Raw genomic sequence first — 17,203 nt, forward strand, 5'->3', positions numbered from 1 at the left:
GGGACGTGGAGAACACAGCGCTGGTCATCACCCGGTACGCCGACGTCGTCGCCGTCCTGTCCGATGCGCGTTTCATCGTCCCGCCGCTCGCGCCCGCTGACGACGAACCGCCACGCTCGCTGGCGTGGCTCCGGCGGACGGTGAGCCGGTTCAGCGAGGGCAACGACCACGAGCGCCGCCGCGCCCTCGTGGTGGAAGCACTGGACGCCATGGATCCCGCGCACCTGCGCCGCCGCGCCCGCGTGCTGGCGCAGGACGGCGGCGACCCGGGCGAGGTGGCGTGCCTCGTCCTCGGCGAGGCACTGGGAGTCGCCGACCCGGCCGCGCTGGCGCGGGCCGTGCCCGTCGCGGCATCCGGCTACCTCACCGGCCAAGGGCAGGACGGGTCGGACGAGGCCGTCGCCGTACTCGCCGGGCTCCTCGGGCCCGGCCCGGACGACGTGGTCGCCGGCCGGATCGCCGTCCTCATGCAGGCGTACGCGGCGACCGGCGCGCTCGTGCGGGCGGTACTGCGGCACGGCCGCCGGCCGGAGGCGCAAGGCCGGCCCGTCGAGGACGTCATCGCCGAGACGCTGCGGTTCGACCCGCCCGTCCCCGCGATGCGCCGTGTCGCCACCGAGGACGCCCGCCTGAACGGCCGCGCGATCGCTCAGGGCACCCTTGTGACGCTGGATCTGCGGGCCGCCAACCGGGATCCCGACGTGTTCGGGGACCCCGGCCGTTTCGATCCCGGCCGGCGGGAACGCCCACACCTGACGTTCGGCGCGGGCCGGCGGCCGTGTCCCGGCACCGGTCACGCGCTGCAGCTGACCGCCGGTGTGATCGAGGCCGTCGAGCACGGAACGGAGGCCGCCCGATGAGCTTCAGGGAGCTGCATCACGGTGATCGTCCGCTGGTGCTGCCGAACGCGTGGGACTTCGCGAGCGGCGCGGCACTGGCCGAGGCGGGGTTCCCCGCGATCGGGACGACGAGCCTCGGCGTCGCGGCGGCGGCCGGGAAGCCGGACGCGGCCGGCGGCACCCGCGAGGAGACGCTCGCCCTCGCCCGGACGCTGTCCCGGCTTCCGGTGCCGGTCACCGTCGACATCGAGGGCGGGTTCTCCGACCGGGCCGCCGACGTCGCCGGGCTCGTCACCGAGCTGGCCTCGTTCGGGATCGCCGGGATCAACCTGGAGGACGGGCGCTCCGACGGCACCCTCGCACCGATCGGCCATCAGACGACCGTCATCGCCGCCGTCAAGCGGGCCGCGCCGCAGGTGTTCCTCAACGCCCGCACCGACACGTTCTGGCTGGGCGACCCCGACCGGGACGAGACGCTGCGGCGGGCGCGCGCGTTCGCGGAGGCGGGCGCCGACGGGATCTTCGTGCCGGGGATCGTGGACGACGCCGACATCCGCGCCGTCCTGGAGGCCGCGGAGCTGCCGCTGAACGTCCTGTACCTGCCGGGCAGGACCGAGTACGCGCGGCTCGCACGGCTGGGCGTGCACCGGGTGAGCACCGGGTCGCTGCTGTTCCGCAAGGCGTTGCAGGCCACGGTCGTCGCGGCCCTGGCCGTCACCGGCGACGGCGGGGAGCGCCCCGCGCCCACGTACGGCGACGTGCAGCGGCTCGTCAGTGACCGGTGATCCGATCGGCGATGCGGGCCAGGGAAGACGTACGGCCTGACCCCGCGGACGACTCGCGGGCGTCGGCCGCGCGGTAGAGGGCGTACATCGCGTGGACGCCGAGCCAGCGCAGCGGTTCGGGTTCCCAGCGGCGGACGCGGCGGTCCACCCAGGGCAGCGCGGTCAGTTCGGTGTCGTCCCGCAGCACGAGGTCGCGGAGGGTGCGGCCGGCGAGGTTGGCGGTGGCGACGCCGTGACCGGTGTAGCCGCCGGCGTGGCCGAGCCCGGTGGCCCGGTCGAGGACGACCGTCGCGCACCAGTCGCGGGGCACGCCGAGGACGCCCGACCAGGCGTGGTCGATCCGACCCTCGTCGGCGACGGCGGGGAACATCGCGGTCAGCATCGTCCAGAGCGCGTCGATCGTGGCCGGCTCGGTCCGGCCGCCGTCGTCGATGCGGGACCCGTACCGGTAGGGGCGGCCGCGGCCGCCGAAGGCGATGCGGTCGTCGGCGGTGCGCTGCGCGTACATGTAGTAGTGCGCCATGTCGCCGAGCAGCTCCCGGCGCTCCCACCCGATCGCCTTCCAGGTCCGCGCGGGCAGCGGCGTCGTGACGATCATCGAGCTGTTCATCGGGAGCCAGTCGCGGTGGTGGCCGGGGAGCGCGGCGGTGAACCCCTCGGTGGCCCTCAGCACGTGGTCGGCGGTGACGGTTCCGCGCGGGGTGACGGCGGCGGCCGGGCCGCCGGCCCGGCGCGGGACGATCCGGACGACCGGCGTCCCCTCGTAGATCTCCACGCCGAGGCGCCGGACCACCGAGGCGAGTCCGCGGACGAGCGCGGCGGGCTGGACACGGGCGCAGTGCGGGCTCCACGCGGCGCCGGTCGCCCCCTCGACGCGCAGCCGGTCGTCCCGTTCGGCGGCGGGCAGCGGGACGAGGTCGTCGTCCGTCCAGCCCCACTCGCGGGCCTCGCCGACCATGGCGGCAAGGCGGGCGCGCTGGGCGGCGTTGCGGGCGACGTGCAGGACGCCGCCCTTGACGAGGCCGGCGTCGACGCGCTCGTCGGCGGCGACGCGGACGACCTCGTCCACCGCCGCGAACATGGCGCGCTGCAACGCGATCGCCGCGGCGCGGCCGTCCCGGGCCGCGTAGCGCTCCCGGGACCCGGCGATGTCCCCCAGCACCCAGCCGCCGTTGCGGCCGGACGCGCCGAACCCCGCGAACTCGCGTTCCAGCACGACGATCCGCATGTCGGGACGGGCGCGCTTGAGGTAGTAGGCCGTCCAGAGGCCGGTGTAGCCGGCGCCGACGACGCACACGTCGGCGCTGCGCGGGCCCGGCAGGCCGGGCCCGGGGGCGGGACGCCCGGCCGCCCGGTACCAGAAGGACACGCCGCCGTTGACGAAACCGGGAGCGAGCGGCGCCCGGCCCGAGGAGGAGCTCATGCGCTCATACTGCTGTATTCCACATCGAAAGTAACTATTGACGACGGATTCTATGGAACAGCATCGACGATTCGACGGGATCCGATCCAGCGCGAGCGGTCGGCCGCATAGTAGGCGGCGCCGTCGGGACCGGCGGCGCCGTCCCGCCACCGGCGCATCCCGAGCTGCAGGGCGATCTCCGCCGACACCGCGTTGGCCATGTCGATCTCGGCGGTGATCCGATGCACTCCGACCACCCCGAACGCGTAGTCGAGCACCGCGCGGGACGCCTCGGCGGCCAGCCCGTGCCCCCAGTGGTCGGGCTCCAGGCTGTAGAGGATCTCGACGTCCACACCGTGGCCGAGCGGCCCCTCGTGATGGCTGAGCCCGGCCACCCCGACGAGCGGGTCGCCCGGCACGGGGGCGTCGATCCCGGTGGACCAGGGGGCGGGCCGCAGCGCCCACAGCCCGTAGCCCTCGGTCGCGAAGTCCCGCTCGCTGGCCTCGATGATCTCGCTGACCTGAACGGGAGTGACCACCCGGTCGTCGAAGAGGTGGCGCCGGACGAGCGGCCCCGTCCAGTGCGTCAGCAGGGCACGGTGGTCGCGCATCGACACCGGGTGCAGGACGAGCCGCACCGTGCGCAGCACCTCACTCATCCTCATCCCCCGCGGGGGGCCAGTCGGGCGAGCTCTCACCGTCCGGGACGCCGACCCGGAACACGCGGAGCTGTAGCGCGAGCGCCTTGTAGTAGCCGACGAGGGTGACCAGCTCGACGACGGCGGTACGGCCGAGCGTCGCCACCGCCTCGGTGAACACGGCGTCGGCGAGGTCGCCCTCGGCGGCGAGCTGCCGGGCCGCCTCGTACACGACGCGTTCGCGGACGTCGGCGAGCATCGGGGCGCGTCCCTCGCGCAGCGCCTCCATCTCGTCCTCGCCGAGCCCGTGGCGCCGCCCGATGCGCTCGTGCGCGTACCACTCGTAGTCGGACCGGACGTGCGCGGCCACGACCAGCGTCGCGATCTCACGCTCGCGCTTGGTGAACCCGGTGCGGAAGCGCACCGCGGCGCCGAGGTCCTGGAGGGGCAGTCCCACGGACGGGCTGTACAGCATGGCGTTGAAGGGGCCCTGGAGGCGTCCGATGTCGTCGACGAGGCCGAACGGCGGGGCTTGGCCGGGGGTGCGGCGCGTGCCCATCACGGCCTCGTAGACGGCGCGCTGCTCGTCGCTCAGCGAACCGGGGAGCAGCAGCGGCAGTCGCGCCGGGGCCTGCGCGGGCCGGGGTCGATCGTTGACGTGCTCACCGCTCACGGGGTCGATCACTCACCGCACGCTAGGCGGTCGGCGCGGGCGGCTCAACCCCCCGTCCGGAATGTGAAACCCCTGGCACACGATGACGTAGCGGTCGCGTCACACGCCCGGCGCCCCTGATCCCCGGCCGTCCCGCCGGGCCGCGGGCGCTGGCAGGATGGCCGGGTGAGCGGCATCTATGACGACCCCTGGGCGTACGAGCTGGCGTGCTCGTTCCGCGACGTGCCCGCCGAGGTGGACGTGCTCCTCGGCTGGTGCGCCGAGCGCGGCGCGCGGCCCGCGACGGTGCTGGAACTGGCCGCCGGCCCGGCCGAACACGCCCGCGAGTTCGCCCGCCGGGGCGTCGCCACGACGGCGCTCGACCTGAACCCGGAGATGTGCGCCCACGCCGCCCGCGAAGCCGATCGCGGCGGCGTCGAGCTGGAGGTCGTCCGAGGCGACATGACCCGGTTCGATCTGGGCCGCCGGTTCGACCTCGTCGTGACCATGCTGGACTCCACGTCCCACCTCATGACACTGGACGCGTTCGTCGCGCATCTGCGCCGCGTCGCCGCGCACCTGGCCCCCGGCGGCCTCTACATCGTGGAGATGTCGCACCCGCGCGACCGGCTGGGCGGCGACCCGAGCGTCAGCACGGGCTGGACGGTCGAGCGGAACGGCGTCCGGGCGAGCGTGCGCTGGGGCGAGCCGACCGACCGTCTGGACCCGGTCACCCAGATCGCCGACGACCATGTCACGATGACCATCACCGGAGACGGGGCGACGCGGACCATCCAGGACGTCGTCCCCTACCGGTTCTGGAGCGCCACCGAGCTGGACGCCGCGATCCGGCTGGCCGGCGGCCTGGCCGTGGTGGCGCAGTACGGCGACTTCGGGGCCGGCGAGAGCACGGTGGCCCTCACCGACCCGGAAGCCTGGCGCATGATCACGCTGCTCCGCCTGGACGCCGCCCGTCAGGACCCGGACGTCCAGCCGGGCATCGGGTAGGACGCGAGGAGTTCTCGGACCTGCCCGGCGACGCGGTCGACGACGGTCTCGTCCTGCTTGGCGGTGGCCTGCACGACCTCGTCGATCCAGGCCGCGACCTGCGGCATCCGCTCCTCGCCGACACCCCGGGTGGTGATGGCGGCGGTGCCGAGCCGCAGCCCGGACGGGTCGAACGGCTTGCGCGGGTCGAACGGGACCGCGTTGTAGTTCAGCTCGATCCCGGCGCGGTCGAGGGCCTGCGCGGCGGGCTTGCCCGCGACGCCCTTGTTCGTCAGGTCGATCAGGATCAGGTGGTTGTCGGTGCCGCCGGAGATCAGGTCGTAACCGCGGTCCATGAGCGCGGCGGCCAGGACCTTGGCGTTCGCGACGACCTGCCGCGCGTACACCGCGAAGTCCGGCCGCGCCGCCTCCTTCAGCGCGACGGCGATCGCGGCGGTGGTGTGGTTGTGCGGGCCGCCCTGCAGGCCGGGGAACACGGCCTTGTCGATCGCCTTCGCGTGCTCCGCCGTGGACATGACCATCGCGCCGCGCGGGCCGCGCAGCGTCTTGTGCGTGGTCGTGGAGATCACGTCCGCGTGCCCGGCCGGCGAGGGGTGCGCGCCGCCCGCGACCAGGCCGGCGATGTGCGCGATGTCGGCGGCGAGCACCGCCCCCGCCTCGCGGGCGATCTCGGCGAAGGCCGGGAAGTCGATCGTCCGCGGGATGGCGGTGCCGCCGCACCAGATGAGCTTCGGCCGCTCCTTGAGGGCGAGGTCGCGCACCTGGTCCATGTCGACGCGGCCGGTGTCGGCGCGCACGTCGTACCGGACGGGACGGAACCACTTGCCGGTGGCCGAGACCGACCAGCCGTGCGTGAGGTGCCCGCCCATCGGCAGAGACAGGCCCATCACCGGGTCGCCGGGCTCCAGGAACGCCATGTAGACGGCGAGGTTCGCGGGCGAACCGGAGTAGGGCTGGACGTTGGCGTGCTCGACGCCGAACACCTCTTTCGCCCTGTCGATGGCGAGCAGTTCGATCGGGTCGACGTTCTGCTGGCCCTCGTAGTACCGCTTGCCCGCGTAGCCCTCGGAGTATTTGTTGGTCAGGACTGTGCCGGCGGCCTCCAGCACCGCCGCCGACACGTAGTTCTCCGACGCGATCAGCCGGATCTTCTCGTACTGGCGGCGGGCCTCGGCCTCCACCAGCCCCGCGATCTCGGGGTCCTGGCCCTGCAGATGGGGTACGGCCGGTTCGTGCATCACAAGCCTCCGCGCTGCTCGCGCCGGGGCTTCGGGCGCCCCGGCGATGGGGACCCGTACACCCAGGCGCGCGGTGTGCGGACTACTTTCGCTCCCCGGTGGTCATCTCCACCTTGACTGCGCCAGTCGCGTGGCCGCCATCATACCGAGCCGCCTCCCGTCCGCGCGGCGCCCGCGCCGGAACCGAGACGACGAACAGGCCGCCGAGAAGGAGGAGCGACCCGGCGGCGACCTGTACGGACATGCGCTCCCCGAGGACGGCGATGGCGAGCCCGGTGGCGACGAGCGGCTCGGCGAGGCTGAGCGTGCCGGCGGTCGCGGCCGTCACGCGGCCGAGCCCGGTCACGAAGAACATGTACGCGGCGGCGGTCGCGGCGATCCCCAGCCAGGCCACCAGCGCCGCCGACCGGGGCGCGGCCAGGGCGGGCAGCTCGCCCAGCGTCCAGGGCAGCAGGGCCGCCCCGCCGACCAGCAGGGTCACCGACACCGCGGCGGCCATGCCCACGTCCCGGCCGGTCAGGACCTTGGCGGAGACCGTGTAGACGCCGAAGCACGTCCCGGCGACGAGGCTCAGCGCGATCCCGGCCGGGTCGACGTGGACCGCCGAGCCCGGGACCATCAGCAGCGCGACGCCGCCGACCGCGCAGGCCGTCCCCGCCCACCAGCGGCGGCTGAGCCGGGTGCCCAGCACGAGGCGTTCGCAGAGGCCGGTGGAGACCGGCGCGAGCCCGAACACGACCGCGGTCGCGACGGCGGCGCCCGTCCGGTCGACCGCGCTGAAGAACGCCGCCTGGAACGTGCCCGTGGCGGCCGAGGCCGCGGCGAGGGGCGGCCAGGCGCGCCGCGTCAGCGCGCGGAACGCACGCCGGTTCGTCGCGAGCACCAGCGCGGCGAGGATCAGCCCGCCGGAGAAGATCCGGGCGCCGCCGACCGCCACCGGGCTCGCGGACGAGGCGGCGAGCACCTGGGCCGGCCCGACCGTCCCCCAGAGCACACCCGCGGCCAGCACCATCAATGCACCGTATGAACTGTTTCGTCGGTCCATGGCACCGACGCTAGGAGAACATGCGGTTCTGCACTCAGACAGCCGTCGTTCGTTCGGGTGCAGGGGCCCTGCCCGTCGATCATTCGGTTCCGCGGCTCGAAATCACGGGTCAGCTGTACGGCGTTCGGCTTTCAAGTCGCCCGGCCGAGGGAAGTTCGGACTGTTCCACCGGCTGGACGTAGTCGTAGACGACGATGGTGCGGACGTCGACGTACTCCTTGCGGCGGGCCAGCCGGTCGAGCACGAAATCGCGGAGGTAGGCGGTGCTCGACACGGCCACGTGGACCAGCAGGTCCTCGTTGCCGGTCACGACGAAGACCCCGATCGTCTCGGGCATCGAGGCCATGCTGTCGCGGGCCGACTCGATGGCCTCGCGCGACTGCGGGCGGATCCTGATCGAGATCAGGGCCTGGACGCCGCGCCCCAGCCGCTCCAGGTCGACGGTCGCGTGGAATCCGGTGATGACGCCCCGGGAACGCAGCGCCCGCGTCCGTTCCAGGGCCGTGGACGGGGCGATTCCCACCGCCTCGGCCAGCTCCCGGTTGGTCTGCCGCCCGTCGCGCTGCAGGCGCCGCAGGATCGCCTGGTCGACCGCGTCCATGTGCGTCCTCCCGAAGTCCTTCCCGGACGCCGAACTCCCGCGCGGGAAACGCGCCCGGACGTCCCGTCCCCCGAAGATTATTCGACGCGGACCGCCTCACGGGCCCCGGGTGCCGATCGCGGCGGCGAACGCGAACGCGCCGACCCCGATCAGCGCCCCCGCCGCGCCGGCCGGACCGAGATCGAACAGCCTGCCGATCACCAGGTCCCCCGCGAAGGCGAACATGCCGGCGCAGAACGCCAGGACGCCGTAATACGAGCCGAAGCGCTCCGGCGGGGCGTGCCGGGCGGCGCGCTGGAAGATCGACGGCTGGACCAGGCCGTTCGCCACCCCGTTCAGGACCGCGGCGACCATCAGCGGGCAGGACTGCGTGCCGTCCAGCGCGGCGAGGACGCAGAAGGCCGCCGCCGAGCAGAGCAGGCCGAGGCGCAGCACCCACGGGCGCTCGCCCCGGTGCCGCGCGGCCACGAAGGGCTGCACGGCCGCGGCGACGGCGGCCAGCAGGCAGAAGCTGAGGGTCGCCGCACCGGACCCGAAGCCGAGCAGCGGCACGGCGGTCATGATGTTGTTCGCCAGCAGCGTCGTGGGCGCGGTCATCAGCGCGAACAGCAGGAACGCGCGGTCGCCGAGCACCGCCCGCACGCCCCTGAGGACGTCGCGGAGGCCCGCCTGCACCGGCCGCGTCCGGCGCCGCGGCAGGAGGAGGAACAGGACGCCGGCGACCGCCCACAGGGCCGCGGCCGTCCCGGCGATGAGCGCGAACCCCGGCCCGAAGGAGAGCAGGACGAGCCCCGCGGGCGGGCCCGTGACCGTCGCGAGGTGCTGGGTGGTCACGTAGGCGGCGAAGCCGCCGGACCGGCGGGCGGGCTCGACGCCGGCCAGGATCGTGTGGACCGCGGGGTTGTAGAGCGCGCCTCCCACGGCGACGAGCACGGCCGCGCCGAGCAGCGCCCCCACGCCGTCGGCGACCCCGAGCAGGCCGAACCCCACGGCGCGCACGGCGCACGAGAGCGCCCCGGTGAGCCGCGGGCCGATCATGTCGGTGAGCGTCCCCACCGGCAGCAGGAGCGCGAACTGCAGGCCGACCCGCACGCCGAGGATCAGCCCGACCGTGCCGGCGAGCAGGCCGAGGTCGTGCCGGAGGTGCGCGACCAGATGCGCCATCACGGAGAAGAACCCGATACAGGCGATGGACTGGATCGCGACCACCGTCACGATCACCCGGCGATCGGACGGGTCCGCGGCCGGCGGCGCTTCGGCGGGTGCTGGAGCGGCGACGATCACAGGCGGAGCCCGGCCGAAATCGGAGGCGACGTGCACCCCGCCGGCGGCGGCGCGACCGCGCCCACCAGCGGATCCCGTGAAGACGGAACGGAGCGTTCCGAGGACATGCGGTCGTACCTGCTTTCGGCGCGGGCGTCGATCGCGCCCAGCAGACCAGATACGCCCTGGCGACGTCCAATATGGATATTGCTCGCAACTCAATACGCGAACCGATATCACGCCTGGTCGGAGACCACATCGGGCGACCCCTGAACAGGCCGTGGCCCGGCCCCCTCGATCGGGGACCGGGCCACGTCGATGCCGATGGTGTCAGCGGGCCGCGGCCTCCATGGCCTGCTTGACGGCGGCGCGCTTCTTGCGGAGCTTGGCGAGCGCCTCCTCGAGGATCGCCTCGCCGTCCTCGTCGCTGCGCCGCTCCTTCACGTACGCGAGGTGCGTCTTGTAAGGCTCCGTCTTCGGCGGGGCCGGGGGGTTCTCCGAGTCCTGACCGGCAGGGAACCCGCAGCGCGGGCAGTCCCACGTGTCGGGAACCGCGACGTCCGTCGCGAAGCTGGGGCGGGTCTCGTGCCGGTTGGCGCAGTAGAAGGTCACCCAGACGCGGGGCGCGGCGTCGCCGCGTTCCGCCTCTCCCATCGGACCGGCCCCGACACGGCTGCCCCGGATCGCGTTGCCACTACCCACGGATTACTCCTCGCTTGGTGTTCCGCCGCCGCCCGTGACCTCCGAGGACGGCGCGGCGCTCGCATGTGTTGAACGGGCGGCTCAGCCGACGCCCTTGTGCGTGTAAAGCAGCCCGAGCACGATGATCGAGGCGAACCAGACGACCCCGACGCCGATGGTCAGCCGGTCGAGGTTGCGTTCGACCACCGAGGACCCGCCCAGGGACGACGTGACGCCCCCGCCGAACATGTCGGACAGTCCGCCGCCCTTGCCCTTGTGCATCAGGACGAGGACCACCATCAGGAGGCTCGAGGCGATGAGCACGATGGACGTTGCGATGATCACGATTCTTCAGCGCCTTGTCTGTAGTTCCAGGACGGAGGGTCGGCCGGGCGGTTTACCCGTCAGCTACGAAGGGTACGACGAAGTGCCCGCTGGTTCGGCAAGAACCCCCAGTTCACGCAGAATTGATCAGATTTGATCAGGCGAGGAGATCCCGGTACCGGCAGATCTTGACGAACTCTCCCGGGTCCAGGCTGGCACCACCGACCAAGGCGCCGTCCACGTCCTCCTGCGCCATCAGCTTGGCGACGTTGCCGCTCTTCACCGAACCGCCGTACAGGATACGCGTCTCGTCGGCCACTCCGCCGTCGTAGAGCTCGGCGAGCCGCGTTCTGATCGCGGCGCAGACCTCCTGCGCGTCCTGCGGGGTGGCGACCTCGCCGGTGCCGATGGCCCAGACGGGCTCGTAGGCGATGACGGTGCGCCGCACCTGGTCGGCGGGGATCTTCTCCAGCCCGCCGTCGAGCTGCGCGATGCAGTGCGCGACCTGCCCGCCGGACTTGCGGACCTCCAGGCCCTCGCCGATGCACAGGATCGGGGTGAGGTCGGCGGCAAGCGCCGCCTTGGCCTTGGCGTTGACGATCGCGTCGTCCTCCGCGTGGTACTGGCGGCGCTCGGAGTGCCCGACGACCGCGTAGGTGCAGCCGAGCTTGGCGAGCATGGCGGCGGAGATCTCGCCCGTGTAGGCGCCTGAGGCGTGCTGGGAGACGTCCTGCGCGCCGTACTGGATCGCGTACTTGTCCGCCTCGATCAGCGTCTGCGCCGAGCGGAGCGCGGTGAACGGCGGGACCACGGCGACGTCGACCGCGTCGTAGTCGGCTTCCTTGAGCGCGAACGCCAGCTTCTGGATGAGCGCGATCGCCTCAAGGTGGGTGTTGTTCATCTTCCAGTTGCCGGCCATCAGCGGCTTGCGGCCGCTCTGCTTACCGGAAGGGGTCGCGGGAGCCATCGGTCAGTCCTCCAGTGCCTGCAGGCCGGGCAGCGTCTTGCCTTCGAGGTATTCGAGGCTGGCGCCGCCGCCGGTCGAGATGTGGGAGAAGGCGGCCTCGTCGAAGCCGAGCTGCCGGACGGCCGCGGCCGAGTCGCCGCCGCCGACCACGGTGAACGCGCCGGAGTCGATGAGGCCCTGCGCGACGGCGCGGGTGCCGTGCGAGTAGGGCTCCATCTCGAACACGCCCATCGGGCCGTTCCAGAACACCGTCCTGGCGTCGGCGAGACGCGTGGCGAACAGCTTGCCCGACTCGGGGCCGATGTCGAGGCCGAGCCGGTCGGACGGGATCGAGTCGGCCGCGACCACGTCGTGGTCGGCGTCGGCCGCGAACGCGGCGGCCGCGACGATGTCGACGGGCAGGACGAACTCCACGCCCGACTCCTCGGCGCGCCGCAGGTACTCGCGGACGGTGTCGAGCTGCTCTTCTTCCAGCAGGCTCTGACCGACCTCGTGGCCCTGGGCCTTGAGGAAGGTGAACACCATGCCGCCGCCGATCAGGATGCGGTCGGCCTTGCCGAGCAGGTTGTCGATCACCCCGAGCTTGTCGGACACCTTGGACCCGCCGAGCGCGACCGCGTAGGGGCGCTCGACGTCCTCGGTGAGCCTCTTCAGCACCTCGACCTCGGCGGCGATCAGCCCGCCGGCGGCGTGCGGGAGCCGCTGCGGCACGTCGTAGACGGACGCGTGCTTGCGGTGCACGGCGCCGAACCCGTCCCCGACGTAGATCTCGGCGAGGGCGGCGAGCCGGTCTGCCAGCGCGCCGCGCTCGGCGTCGTCCTTGCTGGTCTCGCCCGGCTCGAAGCGCAGGTTCTCCAGCAGCGCGACGCCGCCGTCCGCCAGGCCCTCTGCGGCGGCCCGGGCCGAGTCGCCGACGACGTCGGCCGCGAACGTCACGTCGGTCCCCAGCAGCTCGCCGAGCCGCTTCGCGACCGGGGCCAGCGAGAACTCGGGCTTGACCTGCCCCTTGGGGCGGCCGAGGTGGGCGCAGACGATGACCTTGGCGCCCCGGGCCCGCAGCGTCTCGATCGTCGGCAGGCTGGCCCGGATCCGCCCGTCGTCGGTGATGGCGCCGTCCGCCAGCGGGACGTTCAGGTCCGCGCGGACTAGTACGCGCCTTCCGGCGACGTCGAGGTCGTCAATGGTGCGCATCGGGATGCGGTGTCCTTCCGTACACGGCCGCGCCGTGGCCGCGCGCCCCGTCCTCGGACGGCGCACGGCCACGGCGGTGACGGTTTTCGGTTACAGCTGCGAGCCGACGAGCTTGACGAGGTCGACGAGGCGGTTGGAGTAGCCCCACTCGTTGTCGTACCAGCCGACGACCTTGACCTGGTCGCCGATGACCTTGGTCAGCCCGGAGTCGAAGATGCAGGACGCCGGGTCGGTGACGATGTCGCTGGAGACGATCGGGTCCTCGGTGTAGGTGAGGTAGCCCTTCAGCGGGCCCTCGGCGGCGGCCTTGAACGCCTCGTTGACCTCCTCGGCCGTCACCTCGCGCGACAGCGTGGCGGTGAGGTCGGTGGCCGAGCCGGTCGGCACCGGGACGCGCAGCGCGTAGCCGTCCAGCTTGCCGTTCAGCTCCGGCAGCACCAGGCCGATCGCCTTGGCGGCGCCGGTGGAGGTCGGCACGACGTTCAGCGCGGCGGCGCGGGCGCGGCGCAGGTCCTTGTGCGGCGCGTCCTGGAGGTTCTGGTCCTGCGTGTAGGCGTGGATCGTCGTCATCAGGCCCTTCTCGATGACGAAGTTGTCGTGCAGCACCTTCGCCAGCGGGGCCAGGCAGTTGGTGGTGCAGGACGCGTTGGAGATCACCGTGTGGTTCGCCGGGTCGTACTTGTCCTCGTTGACGCCGAGGACGACGGTGAGGTCCTCGTTCTTGGCCGGCGCGGAGATGATCACCTTCTTGGCGCCGTTGTCGGCGTGCACCTTGGCCTTGGTGGCGTCGGTGAAGAAGCCGGTGGACTCCACGACGACGTCGGCGCCGACATCGCTCCACTTGAGGTTGGCGGGGTCACGCTCCTCGAACGCCTTGATCGCCTTGCCGCCCACGACGATCTCGTCGGAGGTCGCGCGCACGTCCTCGGGGAAACGGCCGAGAATGCTGTCGTACTTGAGCAGCTGGGCGAGCGTGGTGTTGTCGGTCAGGTCGTTGACCGCCACGACCTCGATGTCGGCCCCGGACGCCTTCACCGCGCGGTAGAAGTTGCGGCCGATCCGGCCGAACCCGTTGATGCCTACTCGGATGGTCACGGAACGGCTCTCCTCGTACGTCGTATCGCCCGGCGCCGGCCGGACTGTTAACTACGGTCCATCCGGGGTTTCTCCCCCGCCCCTGACCCTATCCAATGACCCGCGGGTAGCTTGCCACCGCTTTCGTGGGAAAACGGGGTGAGCCCCCGTTCCCCCGCCCGGGGGATCGCCGCGCACCGTCTCCGTCACGACCTCCGGCGATCATCACTAAACTCCCGGTTCATGTGGCGCGGGTGGTTCGTCCTGATGGCAGGACTTGCGGGGGCCCTACTGCTCGGCTGCCCGGTCGCGGCGGCGCCGGTGGACCGTGCCAAGCCCGCGGGGAGGGCCGACGGCATCGCCGCGGCGCTCCGCCGCGATCCGGTGTACGTCACCGACCACTCTCCGCGGTCGCTGCCGCCCGACACCGCCGCGCGGATCAAGGCGTCCGTCGCCCGGCTCGGCGTCCCCACCTACGTGGCGGTGACGCCCACGCTGGGCCTCGGGGAGGAGAATCCGGGCGACTCGTTCGTGGCGCTGCTCCGCGACCGGCTGCGCAAGGACGGGATCTACATCGTGGTCTCACCGTCCGGAGGTCACGGAGAGGCGCGGCAGTTCGGCGGGACGCGGCGGCTTCCGGTCGACGACGCCTGGTGGGCCGCGGACTTCGAGATGCCCTACGACGCGGGCGCGGCCGACATGATCGAGCGGTTCGTGGAGATCGCGCTGTCCGGCCATGCCAGGGAGCGCCGCGATCATCCGCGCCCGCAGCCGAAGTCTGAACTGCGCAAGGCCCTGGACGCCGACGACGCGGCGGACCGGCGGGCGGGCTACCTGGAGTGGGGCGTGTTTGCCGGCGGCGCCGCCCTCAGCGGCGGGACCATCCTCGCCCTGCTGATCCGCCACCGCGTCCGCCGCTCGAAGCCACGGCCGAAACCCGCACGGAAGCCGGCCGGGAAAAAGCCGGTCAGGAAGAAATCTCCGAACAGGCAGAAGGCGAAGGGGCGCCGATGAGACGGGTCCGCGCCCGGGGACTGCTCGCCGCCCTCGTCCTCGCCGCGCTCGCCGCCTGGCCGGCCGGCGCCGCCGCGGACGAACCGCCGCCGTACGCCTACCACCGGCTGGACCGGGTCGGCGCCGCGCTCGCCAAGGATCCGCTGTTCGTCGACCCGGACGTCGGCGAGGCCCTCGGCGAGGCCGACCGCGCCCGGCTCCGCGCGGCCGCCGGCAGGGCCGCCAAGCGGATCGGCACGCCCGTCTACGTCGTGGTGATCCCGAATCCGAACGACTCGGAGTCACAAGGCCGGGACGACGCGTTCCTGTTCATGCTGCACGACCGCACGCGCCGCGACGGGCTCTATGTGATGGCCAACTCAGGAGGCTCCCTGGAGTCCGAGGCGTTCAACGTGCCGCGCCGCTACGACTACTCCTCGCTGGACGAGGACGAGCCGGGCAGTTCCCGGCCCGCCGACTCCGATCACCCGTTCGCCGGGCTAGCCGGCCGGATCACGCAGCGGCTGGACGGCTACGCCACCGCGCCCTCGGCGTCCCCCACCATGCCGACGCTGTACTCCAGCCCGGACCCGTTCGGCAAGGAGGACACGTTCACGCCCAGCGACCCCGAGATCAAGGCGCCGTTCCTGACGGGCCTCCTTCTCGCAGGGCCCATCGGGGCCGCCGTCCTGTACTGGCTGGGTCTCGGCGTCCTCGTCCTGCGTCGAGGCCGTACCGCCGAGCCGGACGAGCGGAAGATCGAAAAGCACACCTGGGCACCCACCGCCCCCGGCACCCGCTGGCTGCGCCGCAACGCGGCCAAGGAACTGGAGCGGCTCCGCCGCCTGCTCACCACGGCCGACGCCGAGCAGGGCCGCCCCTACGCCGTCTCCGCCTATGACGCCGCCCAGATCCTCTACGACGACGCCAAGGCGGACGAGGAGAAGGCGATCGATCTGGTGGGCGCGATCGTCCTGGCCCGGCAGGGACGCATCGCGCTGACCCGCGACACAGCGTCGCCGCCCGCCCCATGCTTGATCAACCCGCTGCACGGCGAGTCCACCGTGCGCAAGCGGCTCCCAAGGCTGGACGAGCACGACGCCCTGCCCAAGCCATGCCCCCTCTGCCAGACCTGCGGCGAGTCCGAGGAGCGGCACGGGCTGACCGAGGCCCGCCTTCTCAAGATCCCGGGCCCTGACGGCCGCCGTCCGCACACCCTCGTCCCCGGCGTGTGGCGGGACACGGCGTGGGGCGCCCGCGGCAAGAACTTCCTTCCCCGTGTGATGAGGTACCTCGGTGTTGACTGACCCCTCCCCCGGCGAACGGCTGGCCGCCGCCCTCCGCCGCTCCCCGATCCACGTGGACCCGTCCCTGGCGTCCGCGCTCCCCACGGCGGAGCGCCGCAAGCTCATCGCCAAGCTGAAGAAGGCGCCGGCACCGGTCTTCGTCGTCCTGGTGCCGATCGTCAAGGGCGGCACCTGGGCGGACGCCGACCAGCTCGCGACCGTCGTCCACGACCGCCTCGGCCGCGACGGCATCTTCATCACCTTCGACGACGCCACCGAGGACCTGACCGCCCGCGAGTGGGGCGGCGACCACCAGGCCCGCGACGCCGCCTGGGCGGTCACCCTGGACCGCACCATGGACGACGCGCCGCTCGCGGCCAGGCTGTCCCGCATCGCCGACCTGATCATCTCCGGCACCGGCAAGCAGGAGTACGACCGGATCTCCGCCGAGATCGACAAGCGCTACAACGCGCGGCACAGCGCCGAGCCCAAGGACACGACCCAAGCCGACGACGGCGGCGGCCTCGCACTCCCCCTCGGCGCCGCCGGAGCCGGGGCGGCCGTGGCCGGCGTCGCCGGGTTCCTGCTGTGGCGGCGGCGCCGGATGGCGTCCGTCCGCCGCGAGGGCGACGCCCTCCTGATGCCGCGCACGGTGTTCGCCACGGCGAGCCGCGCCACCGAGGACCAGCTCCGCGAGCAGGCGTCCCGCGAGGTCATCGCGTTCGGCGAGCTGCTGGACGAGACCACCGTCCCCACCACCGGCGAGCGCACGCGCGTGCTGATGGCCAGGGCCCTGGACGCCTACCAGGCGGCCGGCAAGACCCTCGACGCGGCCGGCGGCGTCCCCGACCTGGCCGGCGTCCTCGTCCTGCTCGACCAGGGCCGGGACGCCCTTTCCTCCGCCCAGGCCGTCGCCAAGGGCAGGCCGGAGGTCCCGCCGGTCCCGCTGTGCTTCTTCAACCCGCTCCACGGCGACGCCACGAACCGGCTCGACTGGCGGCCCATCGGCTCCCGCGAACGCCTCCGCGTCCAGACCTGCCGCGCCTGCGCCCGCGCGGCCCGCGACAAGCAGACCCCCGACACCCTCACCGACCGCCGGGACGGCCGCGACGTCCCCTATTACGAGGCCGACCCGTCCAAGAGCGTCTGGGCCGAAACCGGCTACGGCCAACTACGCGACGACCTGATCCACCGCATCCTCAGAGGCGACTGACCC

General features: G+C 72.8%; 17 protein-coding genes, 1 pseudogene and 1 riboswitch. Of the genes and pseudogenes, 6 read left to right on the forward strand and 12 right to left on the reverse strand.

Annotation, left to right across the window (positions count from 1 at the left end; genetic code table 11):
* Positions 1-5: 5 nt before the first annotated feature.
* Positions 6-860 carry a cytochrome P450 gene (locus tag ACQPXG_RS25230; RefSeq protein ID WP_433461584.1) on the forward strand — a complete coding sequence of 285 codons (855 nt, stop codon included), beginning with the start codon at positions 6-8 and terminating at the stop codon, positions 858-860.
* Complete coding sequence (locus ACQPXG_RS25235; protein ID WP_433461585.1) at positions 857-1,624, forward strand: isocitrate lyase/PEP mutase family protein; 768 nt, start codon at positions 857-859, stop codon at positions 1,622-1,624. The genes ACQPXG_RS25230 and ACQPXG_RS25235 overlap by 4 nt, the downstream gene beginning before the upstream one ends.
* Here ACQPXG_RS25235 and ACQPXG_RS25240 read toward each other — a convergent pair.
* From ACQPXG_RS25240 to ACQPXG_RS25250, 3 genes are read right to left on the reverse strand one after another with little or no spacing between them, the layout of a single operon-like run.
* Positions 1,611-3,047 (reverse strand): NAD(P)/FAD-dependent oxidoreductase, encoded by a 1,437-nt coding sequence (locus ACQPXG_RS25240; RefSeq protein WP_433461586.1) that lies wholly within the window; start codon positions 3,045-3,047, stop codon positions 1,611-1,613. The genes ACQPXG_RS25235 and ACQPXG_RS25240 overlap by 14 nt on opposite strands.
* 50 nt (positions 3,048-3,097) lie before the next feature.
* Positions 3,098-3,685, reverse strand: a complete 588-nt coding sequence (locus ACQPXG_RS25245; RefSeq protein ID WP_433461587.1) for a GNAT family N-acetyltransferase — start codon at positions 3,683-3,685, stop codon at positions 3,098-3,100.
* Complete coding sequence (locus ACQPXG_RS25250; protein WP_433461588.1) at positions 3,678-4,349, reverse strand: carboxymuconolactone decarboxylase family protein; 672 nt, start codon at positions 4,347-4,349, stop codon at positions 3,678-3,680. Before ACQPXG_RS25250 ends, ACQPXG_RS25245 begins: the two co-directional genes overlap by 8 nt.
* Before the next feature lie 153 nt (positions 4,350-4,502).
* Here ACQPXG_RS25250 and ACQPXG_RS25255 point away from each other — a divergent pair, with 153 nt between their 5' ends.
* Positions 4,503-5,324 (forward strand): class I SAM-dependent methyltransferase, encoded by an 822-nt coding sequence (locus ACQPXG_RS25255; RefSeq protein ID WP_433461589.1) that lies wholly within the window; start codon positions 4,503-4,505, stop codon positions 5,322-5,324.
* Here ACQPXG_RS25255 and glyA read toward each other — a convergent pair.
* The 9 genes and pseudogenes from glyA to gap all read right to left on the reverse strand — a co-directional run bounded on the left by glyA (position 5,291) and on the right by gap (position 13,729).
* Positions 5,291-6,562 carry a serine hydroxymethyltransferase gene (gene glyA, locus ACQPXG_RS25260; protein WP_433461590.1) on the reverse strand — a complete coding sequence of 424 codons (1,272 nt, stop codon included), beginning with the start codon at positions 6,560-6,562 and terminating at the stop codon, positions 5,291-5,293. The genes ACQPXG_RS25255 and glyA overlap by 34 nt on opposite strands.
* Before the next feature lie 53 nt (positions 6,563-6,615).
* Positions 6,616-6,702: riboswitch (ZMP/ZTP riboswitch) on the reverse strand.
* Positions 6,703-6,806: 104 nt separating this feature from the next.
* Positions 6,807-7,607: pseudogene (locus ACQPXG_RS25265) on the reverse strand (DMT family transporter); the annotation flags it as partial.
* 109 nt (positions 7,608-7,716) lie between these two features.
* Entirely contained in the window at positions 7,717-8,208 is a 492-nt protein-coding gene (locus ACQPXG_RS25270; RefSeq protein WP_433461591.1) for an Lrp/AsnC family transcriptional regulator, read from the reverse strand.
* A 96-nt stretch (positions 8,209-8,304) separates the two neighbouring features.
* Positions 8,305-9,429, reverse strand: a complete 1,125-nt coding sequence (locus tag ACQPXG_RS25275; RefSeq protein ID WP_433461592.1) for an MFS transporter — start codon at positions 9,427-9,429, stop codon at positions 8,305-8,307.
* Between the two features lie 372 nt (positions 9,430-9,801).
* Positions 9,802-10,173, reverse strand: a complete 372-nt coding sequence (locus tag ACQPXG_RS25280) for an RNA polymerase-binding protein RbpA (protein WP_433461593.1) — start codon at positions 10,171-10,173, stop codon at positions 9,802-9,804.
* Between the two features lie 81 nt (positions 10,174-10,254).
* Positions 10,255-10,497 (reverse strand): preprotein translocase subunit SecG, encoded by a 243-nt coding sequence (gene secG, locus ACQPXG_RS25285; RefSeq protein ID WP_433461594.1) that lies wholly within the window; start codon positions 10,495-10,497, stop codon positions 10,255-10,257.
* Between the two features lie 136 nt (positions 10,498-10,633).
* Positions 10,634-11,443 carry a triose-phosphate isomerase gene (tpiA, locus tag ACQPXG_RS25290; RefSeq protein WP_433461595.1) on the reverse strand — a complete coding sequence of 270 codons (810 nt, stop codon included), beginning with the start codon at positions 11,441-11,443 and terminating at the stop codon, positions 10,634-10,636.
* A 3-nt stretch (positions 11,444-11,446) separates the two neighbouring features.
* Positions 11,447-12,634: a phosphoglycerate kinase gene (locus tag ACQPXG_RS25295; protein ID WP_433461596.1), complete on the reverse strand. Its 1,188-nt coding sequence runs from the start codon at positions 12,632-12,634 to the stop codon at positions 11,447-11,449.
* Between the two features lie 90 nt (positions 12,635-12,724).
* Positions 12,725-13,729 carry a type I glyceraldehyde-3-phosphate dehydrogenase gene (gap, locus tag ACQPXG_RS25300; protein WP_433461597.1) on the reverse strand — a complete coding sequence of 335 codons (1,005 nt, stop codon included), beginning with the start codon at positions 13,727-13,729 and terminating at the stop codon, positions 12,725-12,727.
* Positions 13,730-13,951: 222 nt separating this feature from the next.
* On the opposite strand from gap, the gene ACQPXG_RS25305 reads away from it, so the two are divergent.
* From ACQPXG_RS25305 to ACQPXG_RS25315, 3 genes are read left to right on the forward strand one after another with little or no spacing between them, the layout of a single operon-like run.
* Complete coding sequence (locus tag ACQPXG_RS25305; RefSeq protein WP_433461598.1) at positions 13,952-14,722, forward strand: hypothetical protein; 771 nt, start codon at positions 13,952-13,954, stop codon at positions 14,720-14,722.
* Positions 14,719-16,008, forward strand: a complete 1,290-nt coding sequence (locus tag ACQPXG_RS25310; protein ID WP_433461599.1) for a hypothetical protein — start codon at positions 14,719-14,721, stop codon at positions 16,006-16,008. Before ACQPXG_RS25305 ends, ACQPXG_RS25310 begins: the two co-directional genes overlap by 4 nt.
* Positions 15,998-17,200 (forward strand): hypothetical protein, encoded by a 1,203-nt coding sequence (locus ACQPXG_RS25315; protein WP_433461600.1) that lies wholly within the window; start codon positions 15,998-16,000, stop codon positions 17,198-17,200. The genes ACQPXG_RS25310 and ACQPXG_RS25315 overlap by 11 nt, the downstream gene beginning before the upstream one ends.
* Positions 17,201-17,203 lie beyond the last annotated feature (3 nt).

Source organism: Spirillospora sp. CA-128828, from assembly GCF_050945415.1.
Taxonomy (GTDB): domain Bacteria; phylum Actinomycetota; class Actinomycetes; order Streptosporangiales; family Streptosporangiaceae; genus Spirillospora.